Raw genomic sequence first — 24,415 nt, 5'->3', positions numbered from 1 at the left:
CATTCCTTTTAATACAATAAATTTGTCACTAGTTATGTTACAGATATCATTAAAATTTGTGGCTACGATAGCGCACTTTTGGTGCGTCAGAAACATTCTGCAAAATTTGATTTACGATAAAATAAATTAAATAAAGTATACATAATAGAAGTATCGGTCTAATTAAACTCAAAGGTGTATACAGATACCAGCGTGGTAATGAATAGATAAGACAAACGGTTGCAAGTCTCCAAAAATCACTTTTCCCTTTTCCAACCGCATTAAAAATAAGCACCATAATTATTGCCGCTATGATAACTCCAGACCAACTTAACCAAAAGTAAAAATGAGATGGCAAAAACCCACCTCCAATATTAAAGAAATGCTGTTTTGAATAGTATGTAACATTCCCCATGTTCTTGGATGAGCCAATAAATATTGAAATGATAAACTGTAATAATGAAATTGCCTTATCATGAAATCCTATTATTTGAGATGTTGCAACATGTGTGGAGGACGAATAAAAGGCGAAAACTGGTGTATTAAAAACGAAGTAATTATTAAATAGACTAGCTATAATATCTAATAAATATGTCGATTTTAATGAATAGTTTTGCCTATATACATCCACAAAAGAATTAAGGACAATCCCTACAATAGCCCCCATAATTACTAACTTCAGTTTCAATCGTTTAAGAAATATAGTCATTAATAATAATATAATAAGTTGCATAGAAGTAATTCTTCCACCATAGTAAAAATCCTGGATAATAAACAATAAACAGAACACAACTATTATATACTTTCTTAGTTTTATACCTCCTGATGTATAATAACAAATTAAAAATAACAAAGTAGAATATTCATATAGAGGAGTAACGCTTACCTCATATGAAGAATAATTACCTCTTTTTACTCCAAATAGAAAAATATAAAGAAGAACAGCTAATAAAGAATAATATATCAGTGCGTTGTTTTTATGGTTTATTACGAAGGCTTCTAACTCAGTTTTTTTGGCGTTATAGAATACAGAGAGGATACTTATGAATAATAGCAGGATTTTTATAGTTATCCCATATATCTCGGTAGTTTTAGTTTGATTAAAAGTAGCCCCTAACTCCCCTCCAGTAAAGTATTCTCCTACCACAACACTGTAATTACAATAAAGAATAAATAATGAAGCAATAAATATTGGGATGCTTTTTCTGGCCTTATAGCAAAGTAACAGTGAAAAGGCTAACGCTAATCCCGCTGTTATTTGATTTGTATAAGTTGAGCTTGTTGAAAATATTAAATAACAGCTTAAAAGCATGATAAGTGAAATTTTAAAAGCATATATTGATGGATTTAAGCTTCGCATTGTGCAACACAACCTAATTATTATTATTGAACCAAGCAATTATTTATATTTAGTGCCTAGTTCATCGCTGTAGACTATTATTACTACCTTTTTTTGTCTTATCAAGGACTAAATTAACTTCTTACGAGTTGACAGGATTCTTACGGCTTTTTTCGACATCTTGGACAACAACATAAAATTATACTTACTTATTAATTTTGTTTTAAATGCTCTTAATGTAAAGCTAATAAATCCATTAAAATACTTACTTTTAAAACAACAGTATGCTATATAATTTAATCTATAGTTATGGAGATCTTTCTTCTTTAAATACTCATCTTTATATTTATTAAGCAGGAAGTTAAATCCCTGAAGCTTATTCTCCATATTAGAAGATATGGATTCCTCGCTATGATAATAATTTACCAAAGGCTCATTACAATACACTATTGGATATTTTCTTGCAATTCGCAGCCATAAGTCATGATCCTGAGAAGCTTTTAAATTAGTATCAAATCCACCAACTGTTTTAACTGCGGATAATCTAAGTAATGGATATGAAGTTGAACCTACAAAATTGGCAAGTAATAAGCGCTCAAATTCATCTTGATGAATCCCCTCTCTTGCTAGATCTTCTATCACTAGCGTTCGAGTCCCCTCTTGTCTAATTTCATAATGTGAGCAGTATACTAACGCAACCCGCTCTTTGGTTATCAATGCATACTGTTTTTCCAATTTATCGGGGAGCCACTCATCATCGTCATCTAAAAAGGCTACATATTCACCTGATGCTTCTTCTATTCCTGTGTTACGAGCTTGACATGCCCCCATATTTTGATGCTGAACAATATATTTAATAGGTATATTAGTAAACTCATTAAGCATGATGCGAATATCTTCAACTAACTTTAATATCTGCGGTGCATCATTTACAACAATTAATTCTAAGTTGGAGTATGTCTGATTTACTATACTAGCAACAGCACGCTGTAAAACTGGAATAGGTCGTTTATAAGTTGTCACTATACATGAGATTTTTTCCATATTAAGATTCTTCCTTAAAAATATTTTCTAAATTTTTTATGTAGCTTTTTTCTTTGTAGTTTAATAGACAAGTTGTTCTATTTACCCTTCCAATTAAATGTAACTGGCTCCTACGCATAAGAAGTGCTTCAAAAGTTTTATTGATATCAATTTCTTCCCTTACAACAATTCCATTGATCCCATCCTTCACAATATCAGGTATACCTGCATGATCCGTCGTCACAATTACCATACCGTTACCCATTGCCTCCAAGATTGAAATTGGTTGGCCTTCATTTGGATACCTTGTAAGTAAAATGAATATGTCACATTTATTTAATAGTTCTTTCTTCTGTTGACCAGTAACTACGCCATGATATGAAATAAAGTCTTGAAGTTCGTTCTCCTTAATATAATCCTCAAAGAACTCTCGTTCACTAACTTCAAAAAACTTACCTGCAAAATTAAAATGAAATTGTTTGGTCCCCCCTTCGCTAACCCGTTCTTTTTCTAACTTTGCCATCTTCAGTACCTCTGGGTAGCCTTTACTCCTGATAAAATTACTTAGATATAGAACATTTAGTACTTCTTTCTGTTCTAATGCAACATTTTTCTTCTCGAATTCTGCTTCAGATATCAGGTACTCATCATCGATACAATTTGGAACTATATGAATCTTCTCTTCATTAATTATCCCCTGAAAATTGAACTTAAGAGATGGGCCAAGAACAATTACACCAGATAAGTTTTTGATAACATTGATATTAATTCGTCGTTGCCAACCACTTAGTTCTTTATCAATTAGGTGACGATAATATCCTCCATGGAGATGTACTAAACATTTTTTCTTTCTAAACTTCAATAAGTTAAGAATAATTAAATCCCTTATGTTCCCTGCTTTAGTTTGACTTATAGTAAAGTAAAAGATATCCGCTTTACTATTCCAAATTAAAAATAGGTTCTTCACAAAATCCCTATTTCTAGTAATATCTATCTTATCAAAGTCAAACACTTCATTAAGATCAGATCTATATAGTGTATCCACTGCTTTTGATAAACCGTGAATGGGTGGCGGAAACTGTGCTATAAAACAAACCCGTTTCTTTTTCATATTGTTACCTTCACTTCATTTATCTCTAAGTAACGAATTACTTTAACAGGGTTGCCAGCAGCTACACAATTGGCTGGGATCTCTCCGCTAACCACACTTCCTGCACCAATTACGGCATTATCGCCTATTTTTGCACCTTTTAGAATTAAACAATTACAGCCAATAAAAACATTCTGACCAATTTCAATTGGCCGGACACCAATATGGTCATTCGGAGTAATACTTCTTACATTCGGGTCAACCGGATGAAAGTCATTGTCTATAATCTTCGTATTACCACCAATTAATGTATTATTACCAATTTGAATACTTTTACGTGCATATATCGTAGCCCCGGATATTCCAACATTACTACCAATTCTAATCCTTGCATCTGCTGTGCGTGTTACAATAATTGTCCTCTGATATAAACCAACCAGGTTAGATAGGAACGACGAGTTAATTGTTACATTATCGCCAATTATTAGTTCTGCACCGGACTTGTTGAAGATTACTGGTATACCCTTTAACAATAATTTTTTTCCGTATCTAACCTTAGTTACTTTCATTAAAATCTTAAACCAATTACTATTCATATGAATAACCTCAGCTTTGTTAAATACTGATTTCTTGAATATATTTGCTAATCGATACATCCTTCGTCAGATTCTTAACTAAGAAGGCTCTTCCACGCTTGCTCATTTCAGCAGGAATATTGGTTTCTTTCTCACTGATGAACTTCTCAATAATTGCCTCAACCTCACCATAGTTTGCAGGTTCAGTTACATAGCCGCAATTCGTTTCTTCAATAATAAGTCGAGCTTCGGATCCTTGTTCTAGCACTCCCAATATCGGTTTCCCGGCTGCCATAATTCCATAGAGCTTGCTTGGAACAGATACTCCCTTAATGCCTTTAGCATTAATACACCAATGAACATCACCGGCGTTAAGACTATAAATGAGATCCGACTTCTTCTGATAAGGAATAAAGGTTACATTGTTAAGCTCATGTTCTTCTTTATAAGCAACCAAGTCCTTCAGAACAGATCCTTCACCGATAAAGGCAAATACAACGTGGTCCCGATCCTTGAACTCCTTAATGACAGGCATCATGTTCTCAAGGTCATAGTACAGACCGATATTGCCGGAGTACATGATTACGAACTTATCCTCCAAACCATACTTCTTTTTAAATGCAACCACTTGTTTATGATCAGACGGCAGAGGATAAATCTCCTTCTCGTCGATCCAGTTATTAATGAAGGAATGATTCGGAATTTTTTTTCCCTTGAACCGTTGCTTGACCGTTTCAACCATATCTCGACCAACTACAATGACTTTATCCGAGCATCTGCAGCTGAATTTATCGAACCACAACATAGCATTCAGAATTAGCTTGTTCTTGCTGTATCCAACAGCCATCGTTTGTTCCGGATTGAAGTCCTGGATGTTGTAGATATACTTGGCCCGCTTCATCCACTTGCCCCACACCCCAATAAGTCCTCCAAGGACTGGAGGCTGTGAGATGGAATATACATAATCCATTTTGCCCACCTTGAATGTAGCCAGCATAGCCCCAACAAAGTAAGCCAGAATGTTCTTAATTCTGCTCACCTTGTTGTTCTTACTGAACTCGGGTACACGAATTCGCAATACTTTAACACCGTTAATCTCTTCAGAGTAGAACATTTTGTTGTTATATTCTGGAGCTATGACGCCTGTATAAGAAGGTACAACACAGATAACCGTTATATCAAAAGAATCAAGCATCCCTTCGGCTAGCTCCTTCAGGATCTGGCCGGTAGATGCGACGTCCGGGTGATAATAATGAGCGTAAATAAGCAGCTTCTTCTTTGAACTCGGTTCGGTTGTCATACTTACACTAGCACCCCATCGAACATCTTTCTGCTGCCTTCTTCGGAGCTTACTTTTGCTACGTCGTATTTCACCATTACTCTTACGAGTTCTTCGAAAGAAGTCTTAGTAGGATTCCAGCCCAGTAACGTTCTGGCTTTAGTTGGATCACCAAGTAATTGTTCCACTTCGGCCGGTCTGAAGAAGGTAGGATCCACTTCAACAACGACTTCACCTGTTCTCTTATTGATACCCTTCTCCTCTACGCCATTGCCTTGCCATTCGATTGAGATTCCTACATGCTTAAAGGCCAGCTCCACAAACTCACGTACCGAGTGCATTTCGCCTGTAGCGATAACGAAGTCCTCTGGTTTATCATGTTGAAGGATCAGCCACATGCATTCAATGTAATCCTTGGCATAACCCCAGTCACGCAACGAGTCCAGGTTGCCAAGCATCAGCTTCTGCTGTTTGCCTTGTGCAATACGGGCTGCAGCAAGAGTAATCTTGCGGGTAACAAATGTCTCGCCGCGGCGTTCGGATTCATGATTGAACAGAATGCCGTTAACAGCGAACATATTATAGGATTCACGATAGTTCTTCGTTATCCAGAAGCCATAAATCTTCGCAACGCCATAAGGAGAGCGAGGATAGAAAGGAGTTGTCTCTTTCTGAGGGACTTCTTGAACTTTGCCATAAAGTTCGGAAGTGGAAGCTTGGTATACACGAGTCTTCTCTGTTAGGCCAAGGAATTTGACTGCTTCAAGAATATTCAGTGTTCCTTTACCATCAACATCAAGCGTATAACCAGGCATATCGAAGGATACACGTACATGCGATTGTGCAGCGAGGTTATAAATCTCATCCGGCTGGATCTCACCGATTAAACGTGTAATGTTAAGAGCATCCGTAACATCGCCATAATGAAGATGGAAGTTCTGGTTGTTCAGAATAGATCTTGCCTCTTCCTCCGTAAGAAGATCTTCCAGACGTTCTTGGTTATACGAGGAGCTGCGACGTATAACACCGTGAACCTCATAACCTTTCTCTAATAAGAACTCAGCCAAATAAGAACCGTCTTGTCCTGTCACACCTGTTATTAATGCGCGCTTTGCCATCGTTTCCGCTCCCTCTAATCTCTCTTTGTAATATTACCGTACCATATATTCATTTTGAAAGGTTTCGTAAACCGCATTAATTCCCTCTTCCAGAGGAATCGTTGCCTTCCAGCCAAGTCCGTTAATCTTTGTGACATCCACAAGCTTACGTGGCGTACCGTCCGGAGCGGAGGTATTAAATACAACTTCGCCCTCATAGCCCACTACGTCTTTAATTAAATAAGCCAGTTCCTTAATGCTGATATCTTCACCAACACCGATATTCACGATCTCATTCTCTTCGTAGGTATTCATCAAGAAGAGACAAGCATCGGCCAGATCATCGGAGTGGAGGAATTCTCTGCGTGGTGTTCCCGTTCCCCATACTTCCACTTCAGGAGAGTGATTCACCTTCGCTTCATGGAATTTGCGAATAAGTGCAGGAAGCACATGCGAGGTCTTAAGATCAAAGTTATCATTAGGACCATACATATTAGTTGGCATAACCGAGATGTATTTCGTTCCGTATTGGCGGTTATAGGATTGGCACATTGTAATGCCAGCGATCTTAGCTATAGCGTAAGGCTCATTCGTAGGTTCAAGTACACCTGTCAGCAAATATTCTTCCTTCATCGGCTGCGGTGCGAACTTCGGATAGATACAAGTTGAGCCCAGGAATAGCAGCTTCTTCACCTTGTTGCGGTATGCGGCATCAATGACATTCGTCTGAATCATAATATTGTCTCGGATGAAATCTGCCGGATACTCATTGTTAGCGACAATACCGCCAACCTTGGCTGCTGCCAGGAATACATACTCAATGCCTTCTTCCTCGAAGAAAGAAAGAACCCGATCTCTGTCCAGCAGATCGAGTTCAGCATGGGTGCGATAGACCAGATTGGTATAACCCTTCTCTTCGAGAGCTCTGAGAATAGCTGAGCCTACCAGGCCCCTGTGTCCTGCTACAAAAATCTTCGAATTGAGTTCCACTCTCTATCCGCTCCTTCTCCTAGTACGCATTATCCGATCCAACCATCGCTTTAGCTGTCTTCGCGATGATCTGCAGATCAAATAACACATTTCGTTTCTCTATATACTCAAGATCCAGCTCCACCATTTCCTTGAAGCTCAGTTCATTCCGGCCACTTACCTGCCACAGTCCGGTACAGCCCGGCTTCACGCGAAGGCGGAGTTTATCATAGCTGCTATATTCAGCAACCTCTCTTGGAAGAGGCGGGCGCGGACCAACAAGGGACATCTCGCCGCGAACGACATTCCACAATTGAGGGAGTTCGTCTATACTCGTACGGCGAATGAACTTCCCAATACGAGTAATTCTCGGGTCATCCTTCATCTTAAACATGGCGCCTTCGATTTCGTTCTTATGTAGGAGGTCCTTCAATAGGTTCTCGGCGTTCGGAACCATGGACCGGAATTTGTACATCCGGAATGTCTTCTCGTTAATGCCCACCCGTGTCTGATAGAAGAAGACCGGTGCATTCCGATTCTCCAGCTTAATCAGTAGGGTAATTACCAGCAGCAACGGGGATAATAACAGGATCCCGCATGCCGCACCAACCAGATCCATCATGCGCTTGACCATAAGATAAGTGCGCTTCGTACTTCTCGTCTTGGCATGAACACGTTGAGCAATGGATAAATGGCTGTCTATAGTCATCTCGGATTCTTTCCGAAGAGGCGATAACGCCATGTTGTTGTCTCCCCCTATTTACTTGAATTTATGGATAAGCTCGCGTTCTAAAATTTCCTTCATAGCTTCTAGCAATGGACCTTTAAGCGATTCATTACGTAGGGCATAATCAAGTGTCGTTGTAATGAAGCCCAGCTTCTCGCCTACATCGAAGCGTCTGCCTTCAAATTCATAAGCATATACGCCTTGCGATTCATTCAGCTTCTGAATGGCATCCGTCAGTTGAATCTCGCCGCCGGCACCCTTCTCTTGCTTGGATAGAAACTTGAAAATATCCGGAGTAAGGACATAACGGCCCATAATAGCAAGATTGGACTCCGTTGTTCCTGGAGTCGGCTTCTCAATGAAACGATCAACCAGGCTTAGCAATCCGTTCTTCTCACTGTATTCCACAATGCCATAACGCTCCGTCTCATTTGTTGGAACCGGCTTCACGCCAATAACCGACCGGCCCGTCTGTTCGAACTGGTCCATCAGTTGCTTCGTGCACGGAACTTCTGAGTCCACAATATCATCCCCAAGCAGTACCGCAAACGGCTCATCTCCGATAAAGTTACGCGCACACCATACGGCATGTCCGAGACCCTTTGCTTCCTTCTGGCGGATATAATGAATATCTACTCTCGAGGACTTCTGTACTTCATCCAGCAGCGTAAGCTTGCCCTTCTCCATGAGATTATGCTCAAGCTCGAAGGCGCTGTCGAAGTGATCTTCGATTGCACGCTTGCCCTTGCCCGTGACGATAATAATGTCCTCGATTCCCGCAGCAACAGCTTCTTCCACGATGTACTGAATCGTGGGCTTGTCTACAATCGGAAGCATTTCCTTCGGCATAGCTTTAGTCGCGGGCAGGAACCGGGTTCCAAGGCCCGCGGCCGGGATAATGGCCTTTTTCACTTTCGTCATGTTTTGTTCCCTCTCTTTTCTTTCTTTTCTCTCTCTATTTTGTCTATGTATGTGGTGGATATTGGATAAATGATGGATATAAATATACGAGCTATGTCTTCCTTCGGCAGAAAAACATAGCTCGAACATTTAGTTATTGAAAATAGGGGCATTTAACCCCTCCTCACATCACACCCTTGGCAATAATGCCTAAGGTTTGCTATTAAACCCACAGCGTGACCGAGTGCCTGCAGTGATAAAGGTGCAGCAGACTTGACCTTGAGCAGTTGTTGTAGCCGCTCTCCCTACTTCACATCAGCACTATAGTAATAGTAGTAAGCCTCTTCATTCGACCGGCGTTTCACGTTATTAAGCACGACGCCAAGAATGCGGGCATTGACGTTCTGCAGATTCTGAATCGCCTTCTGTGCGAACTGGCGCTTTACCCGGCCTTGATCGACAACAAGGACAACCCCGTCGCTCTTCGTAGCCGCAATCTGCGCATCCGTTACTGCCAAGAGTGGCGGTGTATCCACCAGGACGATATCGTACATCGTACGAAGCTCATCCAGCAGTGCGGTCATTCGCTTCGACGCCAGCATCTCTGCTGGATTCGGAGGAATCGGTCCCGCTGTAATCACGTCCATGTTAGGAATATCCGTTGCTTGAATAACCTCTTGCAGGGTACTTTGCTGTGAGATGACTGACGACAAGCCGAACCGGTTCGAGATTTGGAACGTCTTATGAGCCGTTGGCTTACGCATATCGGCATCAATCAGGACAACCTTCCGATCCGATTGGCTAAACGTTACGGCCAGATTAGCAATGGTTGTAGACTTCCCTTCCCCCGGTCCTGCGGAAGATACCATAATGACCTGCAGGGCAGAATCGATGGCAGCAAATTCAATATTCGTACGAAGCGTACGGTACGTTTCCGATACCGGCGAACGCGGGTTGGCGACGCTAATCAGGCGGCGTTTATTCTCCGATTGTGACATTCTCCAGCCCTCCTGCCTTCTGTCTGTTCTCTGTCCGTGAAGATCCGGTCTGGAATTCGCTTGCTTCCACTCTTGCAACCATAGCCAAAGTTGGCTGACCCAGATAACGCTGGACATCGGTTTCCGTCTTGATCGTGTCATCCATGTATTCCAGCAGGAAAGCAATGCCGACTGCAATCATTAGGGACACAACAAAAGCGATGATAATGTTCAGCGTGACATTGGGCGATACCGGTGCAGGCTGATCATCGAGCAGCGCTTCGTTCAGGATAGATACGTTCTCTACTTGGAAGATGTTTGGAATCTCTTGTTGGAAGACAAGCGAAATTGCATTAACAATCTTTGCAGCTTGCTGGTACGATACGTCTTGTACAGCAAGTGTCATCACTTGCGTACCGTTCACTGAGCTAACACTAATCTTTTTTGTAAGCTCCTTGGCAGAAAGACCAAGCTGAGGGTATTTCTCAGCGACCTTACCAAGAATAGCAGGAGTCTTAATTACCTCTTTATAGGTATCTATCATCTTGATATTGGAGTTAATCTGGTTAAGATCTAGCTGGCCGACAGCAAGCTGTTGGCTGGGTTGGTTCACGACGATTTTGGTTGATGCCTCATAAATGGGATCCTTAAACATCTTGGTGTACACACCCGATGCTACGGTGCATACCAGTACAAAAATAACGATAAGCAACAATCTCTTCCTCACGATAAGGAAGTACTCCCTTAAGTCTAGTTCCTCGGACACTATTAACCTCCTCCTGATTGCCTAGTTGCCTATGATGATTGTAATACGTTAGTCCTAAACTTTGTAGACATTATTTGTAAAGAAACCAACATTTTCTATAATTTCGCGAAAAAATACCTTCCTCCCAACTGCTGCATCTGAGAGGAAGGTCTTAAGTCCTATTTATTACTTAAAGTTTACTGCACGGTAGATCATAACCGCAGCTTCTGCGCGTGTTGCGGAAGCATTTGGCGAGAACTTACCGTTGTTGCCGATTACGATACCGTTCTTGGAAGCGAATGCTACGCCAGCTTTCAAAGAAGCGCTGATCGAGCTAGCATCCTTGAAGCTTGCCAGTGCTGCAGTCACGTCCGTTACGTCTTGAGCACCTTTCGTTACTTTCAGTGCGCGAGCGATCATTGTTGCCATCTCTGCGCGAGTGATTTGAGCGTTAGGATCGAACTTCGTAGCCGAACGGCCTTGGATAATGCCAAGCTTAGCCGCTGCACCGATGTAAGGTGCGGACCAGTCCGTATCCTTCACGTCCGCAAAATCTTCTTTCGCGGAGCTGTTATCGATATCAAGAGCACGAGTCAGCATTTTCGCGAACTCTGCACGAGTTACGTTATCTTTTGGAGCAAATACGCCGGCTTTCTTGCCTTCGATTGCGCCTTTGGCTGCGATTACTTCAATTGCACGGCCAGCCCACGATTGAACGGAAGCGATGTCCGTGAAGCTTACTTTGTTCTCAACAACAACATATTGGGAGAACGTATCGCGATGCTCAACAATCAGGTTGCCTTCAACTGTACCGCCTTGGAATACAAGCTTGCCGTCAACGATCTTCGCGAGGGACAGAAGCTCTTTGTCCACGCCATCAACGTTACCAAGCGGAATAGCAACCGTTACTGGTTGAGCGAACGAAGTAACCGATTGGCCGCCAATCGTCAGACCAAAGCTGTATACATCGGAAGCTGCTTTCAGTTCGCCGGTTGTCGAGGAATCAGCCTTCGATTTGTTGATGTTGAAGTCAACTGCACCGTTGAACTGTCCGCCAACCGGAAGAACTGCACTCAGGCCGTTAACGGTCAGGTTGATACCGCCAAGACCTGCTTTGATTGCTTCTTGAATAAGGGCATTGTTCAGGCCGATCTTCACATCGTCTTGCGCAACATTGCCCAGGTTAAGGTTCAGAATAGGTGCCGGAACCGTAACACCAGGAGCCAGTTCTTTCACGTTCTTCAGGATCTCGCCGATACCCGCGATTGCGGACAATACGGACGAGCTGCTTACTTGCACGGAAGCTTGACCGTTCGATACTTTCACGTCGCCGGACAGATCAAATGTCGACAGCTTCGTTACGAGTGCAGTTGCTTGTTGAACCGCTTCCGCAAGGATAGCCGCTTTCTCAGCATCTGTTGCATTTGCAAGCTTGTCTTTGAGTTTACCAAGGAGTTCCGTAACTTCTGTTGGAACTTTAACCGTACCTGTATCTTCATCACCAGTGCTAGGGACACTAGGGCCAGTGCCAGTGTTACGAGTGTTCAGGTATGCGGTAATAACAGCATTGATTGCATTAGGAATAGCTGTAGAATTTACGGTAGTTACCTTAACGACAAGGTTTCCGGCAGCTTCCGTCAATTTCGATTGATTAATTCCATAATAGTTGAATACTTGCTTTAACTTGCTTGCCGTATCATTAGTATCCGGCACCGCTTGAATGGCATTCTGAACAAGTGTCACTACGCCCAGCGGATTAGTAGCGAGCGCCTGAACTTGCGATACCGAAAGAGCATCAAGGCTGGCAAATAGATTAGTTTTTACTTTAAGCACGTAAGCAGCCAGATCTTCGAAAGTCAGACCAGATACATCAGCTTCATCAGCAAGTGTACGCAGGACATCGAATCCAGCTGACGATTGAATACCATCGAAATAAGAGAAGTCCGCTGTGTAAGTAAAACCAAGCAAATTAATATATAGATCTTCAATAGCAATCTTCTCGTCAGTGGACAAGGAGTACTTGGTTGCAATGCTGGATGTAACCGGAAGAACAATCGCCTTCACTTCGGCTGGAGTCAAGCCTTTAATGACATCACGCAATGTCTTCAATGTTGCCAAACCGCTAACGCCTAGCGCATCATGCCATTTGTTAGCTTCAGCAATAAGCTGGTCTGTAGAGGATGTTGCCGCATAAGCCGTATTACTAAACCCCAGCTTTTCTGCCAATCCCTTGCTGCTAAGCGGAATTCCTGCGAATGCGGTTGCCGCCATGCTTGCTGCGATTGTGGATACGATAATCTTCTTTTTGATCGTCATCTCGTAAGTTCACCTCATAGTTTGATAGTTGTAACAGTATGTAACTCTCTTACTCGCTATACCAAATCCTGGTATATATAGACACTAATAACGTGACAAAACGACTAGAGTGAGCGCTCTACCCTCTAGTTGATTGCCAATTCGTTATCCATTTCTGTTAACCGGATTCCAATATTGGTCGATTCCGCCATAGGGATCCTTGGGAAATCTGTGCCTATATGCTTGCAATTGCTAAAATGTACCTAGGTAAATACTTGAAGCCCATTATAGCAGAATAGAACTGGGGAATCAGCACTTTCGCAATATTTCCTAGTATTCGACAAAAAATGATCGGATTGTACTATTTTTGCGGGATAATTTCCCATGTTGGTAGCGTTTTCAGTCGATATTTAATGCTGGAAAATAAATTTCCTTCTCCCATTCGACAAAATAAAAACCGTGCCATCTGCCGGTAGAGGTCCTATTCTGTCACGAATAAGAGACTCTCGTCGGCCGATAACACGGTTATTACAATAAATGTAAAACTTTACTTTCGATGCATCTTAAATTCTAGAAATAATTCGTTATAGTGCACGAGCATTTTTTTGCCTAGATTCTTATAGACTTCAAGCTTTTCCGTCAATTCTTTGTCCGGATAGAAGCGTTTGTCGCCCGAGATTTCCTCCGGCAAATATTCAAGCGCCTTGGCGTTAGGCGTAGAGTAACCGACATACTCGGCATTCTGCGCCGCATGCTCCGGATCCAGCATAAAGTTGATGAATTTATGCGCGCCTTCGATATTCTTCGCCGTCTTCGGAATGACCATGTTATCGAACCACAGGTTCGAACCTTCCTCCGGTACGACGTAGTCGAGCTTCTCGTTCTCGCTCATAATCTCCGATGCGTCGCCGGACCATACCAGGCCCACCGCCGCTTCTTCGTTCGCGAGCAGCAGCTTGATCTCGTCGCCCACAATCGCCTTCACGTTCGGAGTGAGCGTGCTAAGCTTCGCCTTCGCCGCCTGCAGATGCTCTTCATTCGTATCGTTCAGCGAGTAATGAAGGCTGTTCAGCCCCATCCCGATGACCTCGCGAGCACCGTCGAGCAGCAGGATCTGATTCTTCAGGCTTGGATCCCACAGGTCATTCCAGCTATGGAACTTGAGGTCGGTCAGATCGGGATTATAGACAATCCCAACCGTTCCCCAGAAGTAAGGAATCGAGTATTTATTATCCGGATCAAAGCTCAGGTTAAGGAAGCTGGGATCGATGTATTTCAGATTCGGCAGCTTGCTCTTGTCGAGCGGGATGAGAAGATTTTCCTCCTTCATCTTGTCAATAGCATATTCCGAAGGGATACTGACGTCGAACGTCGTGCCTCCCTGCTCGATCTTGGTCATCATGGCTTCGTTCGAATCAAAAGTCTGGTAAATCACCTTGATGCCGGTCTCCTTCTGGAACTCATCCAGGAGCTCCGGATCGATGTAATCGCCCCAGTTGTAGATCGTCAGCGTATCCTTGCCCGTGTAGCCCGCGCTCGAATTGAGGTAAGAGGTTAGGTACATCAGCCCGAAGGAAACGACAAGCACGGCGATAAACGTCTGAACTAAAGATTTCATCTCCGTCCCTCCGATCGCGCCGAAGTCCGGTTATTCCGCTGATTGATGAAGTAGTAACCGATAACCAGCAGAATGGTGAACAGGAAGATCAGAGTCGACAGCGCATTTATGGAGAGCGCAATCCCTTGGCGGGCCCGCGAGTAGATCTCAACCGACAAGGTGGAGAAGCCGTTGCCCGTTACGAAGAAGGTCACCGCGAAGTCGTCCAGCGAGTACGTTAACGCCATAAAGAATCCGGCAAAGATGCCCGGCTTGATAAACGGAACAATAACGCGCGTCAGCACATGCCAGCTGCTAGCGCCAAGGTCGCGGGCCGCGTCGATAAGCGTTGGGCTCATCTCCTGCAGCTTCGGCAGAACCATGATCACGACAATCGGCACGCTGAAGGCGATATGCGACAGCAGGACGGACACGAAGCCAAGCTTAATGCCGATAATGGTAAACATGATTAAGAACGAAGCGCCGATAATGACATCCGGGCTGACGATCAGCACGTTGTTGAGCGACAGCAGCGCGTTCTTCGGCTGGCGTCTTCTAACATAGTGAATGGCAAGCGCGCCCGCAATGCCGAAAATAACCGAGATGGCCGACGACAGCAGCGCGATCACAAACGTGTTGAGTACGATAATAAGCAGCCGCGTATCCGCGAACACTTCCTGGTACCACTCTAGGGTGAAGCCTTCGAAGTTGCGCATCGCTCCGCCGCTGTTGAACGAATAGAAGATCAGATAGAAGATCGGCGCGTACAGGATGATAAATACGGCGATCAGATACACATTAGACAGCTTTGCGGTTTTCATTCTGCAGCCCTCTCTTTCTGCTGCCCGTTAACAGCATAATAACCGCCATCGCGATAATGAGGAACACCGCGATCGTAGCGCCCATGCCCCAGTCCTGGGTGACGAGAAAATGCTGCTCAATCGCCGTACCGAGCGTAATAACCCGGTTGCCCGCGATAAGCCGCGTAATCATAAAGAGCGACAGCGCGGGGATAAAGACGGCCTGACAGCCGGACTTCACGCCGCTCAGCGTCAGCGGGAAAATAACCCGGCGGAACGCCGTCCAAGGCGATGCCCCAAGATCCCGTGCCGCGAACACCAGCGAAGGATTCATCTCCTCCAGCGAGTTGAAGATCGGCAGGATCATAAACGGGATAAAGATATAGACCGATACAAAGATAAAGCTGAAATCGGTGAACAAGATCTGCTGCGTACCGATGCCGATGAACTTCAGCATCCCGTTAACCGCGCCGTAAGTGCCGAAGAGGCCTAGGAACGCATACGCCTTGAGCAGCAGGTTAATCCAGCTTGGCAGGATGATCAGCAGCAGCCATAGCTGCTTATGCTTGGTCCGCGTCAGCAAGTAGGCTGCCGGATAAGCGACCAAGAGCGAGAACGCGGTAATCAGAAAAGCGTACCAGAACGAGCTCAGCGTCATCTTCATATAGACCGGCGTGAAGAATTTCTGGTAATTGCCGAACGTGAAGTCCCCCTCTACGTCGAAGAAGGAGTAGTACACGACAAGCACGATTGGCGTAATAACGAATAGCGCGATCCACAAGAGATACGGAATGAGATAGAAATTACGCGTATTAGTTCTCATCTTGACCCTCGCTGTACGCGTCCAGACGCTTATCGAATTCTTCCTCCGTCTCGCCGAAGCGCATGACGTGAATCGCTTCCGGATCAAAGTACAGGCCGATTTGCTCGCCTACGGCCGCTTTTTTCGTAGAGTGGACAAGCCATTCGTTGCCCGCTTCATCGTAGCAGGAGATCTCGTAGTGAACGCCGCGGAACAGCTGGGAGTCGACGCGCACCTGCAGCTTGCCCTGCTCCGTTGTCGTAATTTCGAGGTCCTCCGGACGGATCATGATCTCCACCGGTTCGTTCGGATTCAGACCTTGGTCGACGCATTCAAACGCACGGCCCGCGAACTCCACCTCGAAGTCCTGCTTCATGCGGCCGGGCACAATGTTGGATTCCCCGATAAAATCGGCTACGAACCGGTTAATCGGCTCATCGTAAATATCGTTAGGCGTGCCGCTCTGCTCGATCTTGCCCTGATTAAGGACGAAGATCTCGTCGGACATCGCAAGTGCTTCTTCCTGGTCATGCGTGACGAAAATAAACGTGATGCCAAGACGGCGCTGCAGCTCGCGAAGCTCGTATTGCATCTCGGTGCGGAGCTTGAGGTCCAGCGCGGAGAGAGGCTCGTCCAGCAGGATAACCTCCGGCTCGTTCACGATGGCGCGCGCAATCGCAACGCGCTGACGCTGGCCGCCGGACATTTCGCTGATATTGCGCGTCTCGTAGCCTTCCAGGTTGACGAAGCGGAGCGCTTCTTTTACCTTGGCCGTGATGGCCGCGTTCTTCAGCTTCTTGATGCGAAGGCCAAAGGCGACATTTTCGAACACATTAAGATGAGGGAACAGCGCGTAGTCCTGGAATACGGTGTTCACTTGGCGTTCGTTCGGCGGAATCCGGTTAATAACCTTGCCGTTGAAATAAATCTGACCCTTGGACGGTTCGATGAACCCGGCGATCAGCCGAAGGATCGTTGTTTTGCCGCAGCCCGACGGGCCTAGCAGCGTATAGAACTTGCCTCTTTCAATCTCGAAGCTGACTTCGCTTAAGACGGTCGTCTGATCGTCGTATTGCTTCGTAACTTGCTCGAATCGGATGATCGTTTGATCCGACATGATGGCTGCACTCCTTCATACCCGGAGGTAAACATAGTTAATGGTTTAGGTTACTAACGATTGCTTTCAGCATTTGATTATACATGATGCTTGCGTGTGCGCGCATGACTTTTTGCTTATCCGGGGGTATAATACAGAAATAAGTATCTATCAAAAACCTATTTACAATAAAAAGGAGTGTATAATCCTATGGCACAGTACCGTGAGATTGATTCTATGGAAGGCTGGAACGAAACGTTCGAGGCTTCGAGCGACCGTCCAACCGTTATTTTCAAACACAGCACAACTTGCCCGGTAAGCGCGAATGCGTACCGCGAGTTCAATGAATATTTGAACGGCAGCCCGCGCGAAGATGCTGATTATGTACTTGTTAAAGTTATCGAGTCCCGCCCTGTATCGCTCCAAATCGCGGAAGACACTTCGGTGAAGCACGAATCGCCGCAAATCATCTTCCTCGAGAAAAAAGCGAAAGTATGGTCCGCGTCCCACTGGTCCATCACGAAAGAGCATATTACAGCGGTATTGGACTAGGATTCGTTGTAAATGCTGTAAGGCGTACAGCAGTGTCGATTCCCTTAGGGGGATTGCACTGCTGTTTTTTATTAGGTTGGCTATAATTGCCTGGTTCTAATCAATACCCGCTTCATTATGCGGGAAAACGGCTTCGGTCACACTTCGGGGCGGCCATACCGCCATCTGGATACGTTGCACGAAATGCATCATACGGCGGGACACCGCCAAGTAGCTAGTTAGTTTAGCGTCGCTATACGCATACGTTGCACGAAATGCATCATAAAGCGGATCACCGCCAAGTAGCTAATTAGTTTAGTGTCGCTATACGCATACGTTGCACGAAATGCAGCATAATGCGGATCACCGCCAAGTAGCTAGTTAGTTGAGTGTCGCTATACGCATACGTTGCACGAAATGCAGCATAAAGCGGATCGCCATCAAGTAGCTAATTCGTTTAGTGCCGCTATACGCATACGTTGCACGAAATGCAGCATAAAGGTGTACGGCAGCCCAGTAACCCGAAATATCCTGCACGGAATGCAGGATATCGGAGAAAAAGAGCCCCGATCATTGCAAATTGGGGCTATATCCTGCATTTCGGGCAGTATAACTCGCCGAGTATGCCCGAAATGGGCCTATATGCTGCATTTCGGGCAGTATATCCTGTAAGCTACAGGATATTACTTTTGTTGCTAAAAAAGGTATGTTACACTAAACTTCAGACGAAGAACGTCCCAAGCCATTATTGGCAGCATTGGGGCGTTCTTTTTTTATTTTTCGGGGAGGTTGGTTGTATGACGGTTAACGATGAGTATGAAGAAGCGCATCGGCGGTTTATTGAGACTCATATGGAAGGAAGAACGGGAGAGCGTAGGGGGAGATTGGCTAGAGGGCATAATTTTGCTGAGAAGCTATTCCTTCAGAACGTGTGGTGGCCGCTATTAGGCAACTTCGAGCATTTGCATCCCGAATATGAGGTTTATGATTGGAATCGCAAATCGCAATTTGTAGACTTCGCTTATTTACCCCCACAAGGGATGTTTGCTATCGAGTGCGACGGCTTCCAAAGCCATGTGAAAGATATGGACCGAGAGAGATTCAGCTACTCCTTAAATCGAGATACCTTCCTGACGGGGATGGGGTGGAAGATGATTCACTTCTCCTTCGACGATGTCCAGAACCATCCAGAGATATGCATGATGCTGCTGAAGCATGTTCTCGGTACGCATATAATTCGAGGCCGGCAAAACGTCGCGAGCCTCTTAGTCCCATCGGCTGAGAGAGACATTCTTCGGTTTGCTTTTCACATGGGAGGACGTGTCGGTCCCAAGGATTTATCCGATCATTTCGGAATCAGCTTCCGCACAGCGCGCAAAAGACTGCAGTCTCTATCCGCAAAAGGAATGCTGAAGCCGATCGAGCGTGGAGTCCAGATACGATATTATGAGCTGAACGACCGCGCTATTGAGCATCTGTAACCGCACCGATTCCTAGTCATCTGAAACAGGTCAAGTCCCCCTCATCCCCAATAGCTTGCCTATTAGGATAGACTGCACGAAATGCAGCATATTGCCCCATTTCGGACTAACTGAACGGGTTATCCTGCATAGAATGCAGGATATAACCCCGATTTGTTCCTATCGGGGCTGATTTTCTTCGATATCCTGCAATCCATGCAGGATATTTCGGGTTACTGGGCTGCGTTGCGCCTTTATGATGCATTTGGTGCAGCGTAGATGGACGGTGGTACTTCAACTAACTTGTTACTTGGTGGGCATGCACTACTTGGTGCACAATGTTCTACTTAGGCACTCGGCGGCAATTCAACTAATTAGCTACTTGGCGCATACCCACCATATGTTGCACGATGTACAGCGTAGGGACGGTGGCGATGACACTTCAACCTCTTTCCCTCATCCCCAATAGCTGCCCTGTTAGGATATACTGCTCGAAATGCAGCATATTACCCCATTTAAGGCTATCTGGCAAGTTATCCTGCATAGAATGCAGGATAACTTGCCAGATTTGTCCCTATCGGGGCTGATTTTCTTCGATATCCTGCAATCCATGCAGGATATTTCGGGTTACTGGGCTGCGTTGCGCCTTTTGTGCAGCGTATGCGGACGACGGATCTTCAACTAACTTGTTACTTGGTGCATACCCACCATACATTGCACGATGTACAGCGTAGGCGGAAGGTGGTACTTCAACTAACTTGTTACTTGGTGCACTCCCACCATACATTGCACGATGTGCAGCGTAGGCGGAAGGTGGTACTTCAATTAACTTGTTACTTGGTGCATACCCACCATATGTTGCACGATGTGCAGCGTATGGCGGACGACGGTACTTCAATTAACTTGTTACTTGGTGGATACGCACCACTATGGTGCTCAACGTGCTACTGAGGCGATTGGCGCCAATTCAACTAATTAGCTACTTGGTGGATACGATCTACTATAGCGCTCAACACTCTACTCAAGCGCATGGCGCTACTTCAACTAACTAGCTACTGAACGAGCAATAGGCCACGGGAGTAGCCCGTGGCCTAATCTTTAAAGCAAGCTAGCCGGGGCTTAGCCCAGCGTCAGCTCGAACAAGCGCGCGGTGCGCGGGCTTGACAGCGTCACGCGCAGCTCGCCAGCAGCGGCGTCCCAGCTGCAGCCGGTGTCGCCTGCGGCTGCCGGGTAAGCGCAGCGCGCAGCAAGCTGCTTGCCGCTATGCTCCGGCAGCGGCAGAGCAAGCTCGCTCGCCTCGCCGCCGATGCGCCATACGGCGAGGTAAAGCTTGTTGCCGCGGCGCAAGCCTAGCGACAGCCAGTCGTCGCCATGCGCCGGCAGGCCAAGCGGCCATACCGGCAGCGCCTCGCGGATATCGCCGCGAATGGTTTTGTAGTAATCGAGCGCTTCCTTCACCAGCTCCCGGCGGCGCGGACTCAGCTCGGCCAAGTGGCCGGATTGGTGTACGCGGAGCAGCAGCGCGTTAACCATGTTAAAGATGACTTCCTCGTCGTCGCCTTCGCGAAGCGGATACGACCATACGGCCGCCTGCTCCGGTGTCAGTACGGCAGGTGCACCCGCCGCGATCGACGCGTATTTCACGTAATCTTCCTGGTCGCTGGTCGATTGAATGCTGTACCGGCTCAGCATCGAATAGTCCATCCGCATGCCGCCGCTGGAGCAGTTCTCGATCACAAGCTCCGGATAACGCGCAAACACGCCGTCCAGCCAAGCCAGGTAAGCACGGTTATGCTGGAGCAGACCGTCGCCTACACTATCCGCGTCAGTCTCCGTACCTACACCCGCATTAATGTTGTAGTCCATCTTGATGTAGCCTACGCCATAGTCCTCGACCAAGCGGCGGATCACCTCATCCGCATGGGCGATGACGGCCGGATTGCGGTAATCCAGCTGGTAGCGGCTGCGGTCCTTCACCCGCTTCCCGTGACGCATGAAGAACCAGCTGTCGTCGGTATCCGCCAGCTTCGGCGAGTTGATGCCCATAACCTCAAGCTCTAGCCACAAGCCAGGAATCATCCCTTTGCCGCGGATATAATCGAGCACGTATTTGATCCCTTCCGGGAAGCGTTCTTCCGACGGCAGCCACTGGCCTACGCCATCCCACCATTCGCCCGGCGCGTACCAGCCGGCATCGATACAGAAGTATTCGCAGCCTACATCGGCAGCCGCATCAATGAGCGGAAGCAGCTTTGCGGTCGTCGGCGAACCCCATAGACAGTTCATGTAATCATTAAAGATAACGCGAAGCAGCTTGTTATCGTCATTCTCGCGGCGAATCCGGCGGCGGTACACGGTCAATTGCTCAGCCGCTTCCTCGACTCCGCCCTCTACCGCGCCAATCGCGACCGGCACCGATACGAATGTCTCGCCCGGAGCCAGCTTCAGCCACCAATGATTGTCATGCTCGGTTGGTCCGCTGATCAGCAGCGTCAGGCGGTCCACCTGGTCGGTCAGCTCCCAATGCCAAGAGCCGTTATGCTCGATCTGCCAGAACAGGCTTTCACCCGAAGCCGTGTTCGACATAATCGCCATCGGAATAAGCTCGGCCGCCGACCAAGAGCCGGTGTTGCTGAACGCCAGACGCTTCGAGCCGCGGTCGATCAGATGCGACATGCCCAGCTCCGGCAGCGTATACGTCCGCCATTGCAGCTCGCTTTGCCAGGCGTTATGCGCAAGGGTAAGCGTTACCTTGTCATCGCGGTCGCCTTCGCCGTCTTTATCAAAACCGGTCAGCGCGAAGGAAGATACGTACTCGACACCAACCTCCTCCTCGCCTTCGTTCACCAGCTCCGTCCAGCAGCGCGCAACCGCTACGCCGTCATAGAACTGAACGTTCCACAGAGCGGATACGCCCGTAACCGGATCCTTGAGCCCTAGCACCAGCTTCCGTCCGAACTCATTACGGCTATCGGTCAATCCGTCATACACCATCCGCAGCCCCGGCTGCGAAGCCCGGTGTGTACGGCCATGATATTCCGCACGGTCCTCGCCGGTTAGTTGGAGCTCCATCAGGCGGAAGCCGTCTTTTTGCTTAGCCGTAATTGACTCTTCCACCCATGGTTGCGTGCCAAAGTGAAGCAGCAGCACATCGCCATTCTCCCGCACCTCATACACCAAATGCAGGCCATTCTCTTCGATCTTCGTTATCCCCGCCGCCGTAGCCAATTTCTCCATCTCCTATTCCCGCCTTTCCGTTTCTAACGAAACCTCATATTCTTATTTCGCTAAGTTCGCAGCTTTTTCAAATCTAACGAAACTCAGACACGCTATTCACCTTCAAATCATGCTCAATCAACAAAAATAGGCCGAATAACGTTACCTCGTTTCGTTACACTCACAAATCCGCTCAAAATGCCCAAATAACGTTACCTAGTTTCGTTACGCCCCGCAGGTGGGGCGCACCTCAACGGGTATCGCATGCCTTTACATCCCGCAGGTGAGGCTTGCCCCAATGGGCATCACACGCCTCTTCAACCCGCTAGCCACGTAGGTGGCAGCATGCCCCCATTGGCATCGCAAGCTATCATCAGCCCGTTAGCCCTGCAGATGGCGCATGCCACAACCGGCGAATAAAAAAAGACTGTCCCATCAGCCATTGGCTTCTGGGACAGCCCCTCGTTAAAGTAGCTTATTCGGCCGACCCGAATTGCTGCCATGCAGTTTGGATTTCTTTGATTGCTTGATCTTTGGACTTGCTGCCGCCGATGTAAGCCTGCATGATTTCGCCGAATTTCTGATGGAACGTATCGAGCGAGTAGTTAACCGACAGGTCGCCGGATTTTTGCGTTTTCAAGATCTCTTCCATTTGCTTAGGCATATCCAGGTCAGGAAGCGGAGCGTCCTTGATTGGAGGAATAACCTTCGCTACGTTAGAGAACCATTGTTTGCCGTAATCCGAAGTGTACAGCCAGTTGAAGAAGTCGATTGCTTCGCGGGCTACTTTGGAATCTTTGTTGATGCGAAGCGCTTGGTCTGCGCCCGTAACGATTTGCGTTTGTTCAGGCTTGTCGCTTACAGGGTAGCCGGCGATGCCGATTTGGATGTCCGGGCTGATTTTCTTGATGGCTTCCTCATCCCATGCGCCTTTACCCGTCATGAACGCTGCTTTGCCTTGTGCAAAGTCGCTTACTTCCGCGTTGCTGTCGCGCTCAAGCGGCTTGTCCGTGCCATGCTTAACAGTCAGATCGATGAAGTTGAAGAAGTTGTCCTTCAGAACCGGATGATCGTTGAAGGTTGTTTTGCCGTCGATGAATTGTTGTACCAATTCTTTCGGTGCGATACCCGCATCTTCAGCAGCTGCGTTTACATAGTGTTGGAAGATGTGCTTCCATACCCACCACTCTTTATAAGCGTTGGCGAATGGCGTAATCTTTTTAGCTTCAAGCTTCGCGATGTCGTCGTTCAGTTCCGCGATCGTCTTAGGAGGCTCAGCGATGCCTGCATCCGTCAGAAGCTTCTTGTTGTAGATCAGGGTCATCAGGTTGCCTTTAACCGGCAGACCCAATACTTTGCCGTCCGAAGAAGTCATGTTCGTCCTAACGCCGTCTGTCATTGCAGCCGCAAGAGGCTCGTTAGTCAGATCCGCGCTGTACTCAGCGAACGTATCGATGTCGCCGCCAGCCGTAGTCTGGAATACGTCAGGCGTGCTGCCCGAAGCGATCTTGGATTTCAAAACTGTATTGTAATCGGCTTGCATGATTTCAAGGTTGATGGTTACGTTTGGCTTCACTTTTTTGTACTCGGCGATGTACGCGTTGAACGCATCCGTGTACTCCGGAGAAGCTGTGAACATGTTAATCGTTACCGGTTTGTCGGAAGCTGCGCCATTATTGGCTGTGCCACCGTTATTAGCTGTATCGTTGCCATTGTTGCCGCCGCAAGCAGCGAGCATACCGCCGACCAGCGCAAGGCTGAGCGACACCGAAGCCATTCTTTTGAACATTGTAACGCCCCCATTTCTCATAGTTGCCAGCATTCTGACTTCCCGTCTTGATTGGCGGGCTGTTGTTATCGCTGACCTTATGCACACGTTTATCATAATGAATACGGATCGGGATAAAAATGCACATAA

Annotated in this window: 20 protein-coding genes; 2 read left to right on the top strand and 18 right to left on the bottom strand. The window is 46.6% G+C overall.

The genetic code is table 11. The annotated features are described in order from the left end of the window. Positions 1-49: 49 nt before the first annotated feature. The 16 genes from PJDR2_RS31665 to PJDR2_RS02130 form a co-directional block, all read right to left on the bottom strand. Positions 50-1,339 (bottom strand): hypothetical protein, encoded by a 1,290-nt coding sequence (locus tag PJDR2_RS31665; RefSeq protein WP_012772411.1) that lies wholly within the window; start codon positions 1,337-1,339, stop codon positions 50-52. 108 nt (positions 1,340-1,447) lie between these two features. Then, a complete protein-coding gene (locus PJDR2_RS02200; protein WP_012772410.1) occupies positions 1,448-2,362 on the bottom strand; it encodes a glycosyltransferase family 2 protein in 915 nt (304 codons plus the stop codon). Between the two features lies 1 nt (position 2,363). Beyond that, on the bottom strand, positions 2,364-3,452 hold the full coding sequence (locus tag PJDR2_RS02195) for a glycosyltransferase family 4 protein (RefSeq protein ID WP_012772409.1): 1,089 nt from the start codon (positions 3,450-3,452) through the stop codon (positions 2,364-2,366). Further along, positions 3,449-4,027: an acyltransferase gene (locus tag PJDR2_RS02190; RefSeq protein WP_012772408.1), complete on the bottom strand. Its 579-nt coding sequence runs from the start codon at positions 4,025-4,027 to the stop codon at positions 3,449-3,451. The genes PJDR2_RS02195 and PJDR2_RS02190 overlap by 4 nt, the downstream gene beginning before the upstream one ends. A 19-nt stretch (positions 4,028-4,046) precedes the next feature. Then, complete coding sequence (locus tag PJDR2_RS02185) at positions 4,047-5,306, bottom strand: glycosyltransferase family 4 protein (RefSeq protein ID WP_012772407.1); 1,260 nt, start codon at positions 5,304-5,306, stop codon at positions 4,047-4,049. Between the two features lie 2 nt (positions 5,307-5,308). Beyond that, a complete protein-coding gene (gene gmd, locus PJDR2_RS02180) occupies positions 5,309-6,403 on the bottom strand; it encodes a GDP-mannose 4,6-dehydratase (protein ID WP_012772406.1) in 1,095 nt (364 codons plus the stop codon). A gap of 33 nt (positions 6,404-6,436) precedes the next feature. Beyond that, positions 6,437-7,372, bottom strand: coding sequence for a GDP-L-fucose synthase (gene fcl, locus PJDR2_RS02175; protein WP_012772405.1), 936 nt, complete (start codon positions 7,370-7,372; stop codon positions 6,437-6,439). A 19-nt stretch (positions 7,373-7,391) separates the two neighbouring features. Further along, on the bottom strand, positions 7,392-8,093 hold the full coding sequence (locus PJDR2_RS02170; RefSeq protein WP_012772404.1) for a sugar transferase: 702 nt from the start codon (positions 8,091-8,093) through the stop codon (positions 7,392-7,394). 18 nt (positions 8,094-8,111) lie between these two features. After that, positions 8,112-8,999: a UTP--glucose-1-phosphate uridylyltransferase GalU gene (gene galU / locus PJDR2_RS02165; protein WP_012772403.1), complete on the bottom strand. Its 888-nt coding sequence runs from the start codon at positions 8,997-8,999 to the stop codon at positions 8,112-8,114. 284 nt (positions 9,000-9,283) lie between these two features. Continuing rightward, a complete protein-coding gene (locus PJDR2_RS02160) occupies positions 9,284-9,976 on the bottom strand; it encodes a CpsD/CapB family tyrosine-protein kinase (protein ID WP_012772402.1) in 693 nt (230 codons plus the stop codon). Next, positions 9,957-10,721 (bottom strand): YveK family protein, encoded by a 765-nt coding sequence (locus PJDR2_RS02155; RefSeq protein ID WP_012772401.1) that lies wholly within the window; start codon positions 10,719-10,721, stop codon positions 9,957-9,959. The genes PJDR2_RS02160 and PJDR2_RS02155 overlap by 20 nt, the downstream gene beginning before the upstream one ends. Before the next feature lie 165 nt (positions 10,722-10,886). Continuing rightward, entirely contained in the window at positions 10,887-13,016 is a 2,130-nt protein-coding gene (locus PJDR2_RS02150) for an S-layer homology domain-containing protein (RefSeq protein ID WP_012772400.1), read from the bottom strand. Between the two features lie 526 nt (positions 13,017-13,542). Beyond that, positions 13,543-14,613: an ABC transporter substrate-binding protein gene (locus PJDR2_RS02145; RefSeq protein ID WP_012772399.1), complete on the bottom strand. Its 1,071-nt coding sequence runs from the start codon at positions 14,611-14,613 to the stop codon at positions 13,543-13,545. Continuing rightward, a complete protein-coding gene (locus PJDR2_RS02140) occupies positions 14,610-15,413 on the bottom strand; it encodes an ABC transporter permease (protein ID WP_012772398.1) in 804 nt (267 codons plus the stop codon). Before PJDR2_RS02140 ends, PJDR2_RS02145 begins: the two co-directional genes overlap by 4 nt. Next, on the bottom strand, positions 15,391-16,215 hold the full coding sequence (locus PJDR2_RS02135; RefSeq protein ID WP_012772397.1) for an ABC transporter permease: 825 nt from the start codon (positions 16,213-16,215) through the stop codon (positions 15,391-15,393). Before PJDR2_RS02135 ends, PJDR2_RS02140 begins: the two co-directional genes overlap by 23 nt. Beyond that, positions 16,205-17,311, bottom strand: a complete 1,107-nt coding sequence (locus PJDR2_RS02130) for an ABC transporter ATP-binding protein (protein ID WP_012772396.1) — start codon at positions 17,309-17,311, stop codon at positions 16,205-16,207. The genes PJDR2_RS02135 and PJDR2_RS02130 overlap by 11 nt, the downstream gene beginning before the upstream one ends. Positions 17,312-17,500: 189 nt before the next feature. On the opposite strand from PJDR2_RS02130, the gene ytxJ reads away from it, so the two are divergent. Both ytxJ and PJDR2_RS02120 read left to right on the top strand, forming a co-directional pair. Further along, positions 17,501-17,842 (top strand): bacillithiol system redox-active protein YtxJ, encoded by a 342-nt coding sequence (gene ytxJ, locus PJDR2_RS02125; protein ID WP_012772395.1) that lies wholly within the window; start codon positions 17,501-17,503, stop codon positions 17,840-17,842. A gap of 776 nt (positions 17,843-18,618) precedes the next feature. Then, positions 18,619-19,302, top strand: coding sequence for a hypothetical protein (locus PJDR2_RS02120; RefSeq protein ID WP_012772394.1), 684 nt, complete (start codon positions 18,619-18,621; stop codon positions 19,300-19,302). Positions 19,303-20,400: 1,098 nt separating this feature from the next. Here the strand turns inward: PJDR2_RS02120 and PJDR2_RS02110 are convergent. Together PJDR2_RS02110 and PJDR2_RS02105 are read right to left on the bottom strand one after the other, a co-directional pair. Further along, positions 20,401-22,518: a glycoside hydrolase family 36 protein gene (locus PJDR2_RS02110; RefSeq protein ID WP_012772392.1), complete on the bottom strand. Its 2,118-nt coding sequence runs from the start codon at positions 22,516-22,518 to the stop codon at positions 20,401-20,403. Positions 22,519-22,972: 454 nt separating this feature from the next. Next, a complete protein-coding gene (locus PJDR2_RS02105) occupies positions 22,973-24,286 on the bottom strand; it encodes an extracellular solute-binding protein (protein ID WP_012772391.1) in 1,314 nt (437 codons plus the stop codon). Positions 24,287-24,415 lie beyond the last annotated feature (129 nt).

Origin of the sequence: Paenibacillus sp. JDR-2, from assembly GCF_000023585.1 — a bacterium.
Classification (GTDB): Bacteria; Bacillota; Bacilli; order Paenibacillales; family Paenibacillaceae; genus Pristimantibacillus.
The sequence above is the reverse complement of the archived record's forward strand: the minus strand, read 5'-3'. Positions and strand labels throughout refer to the sequence as shown.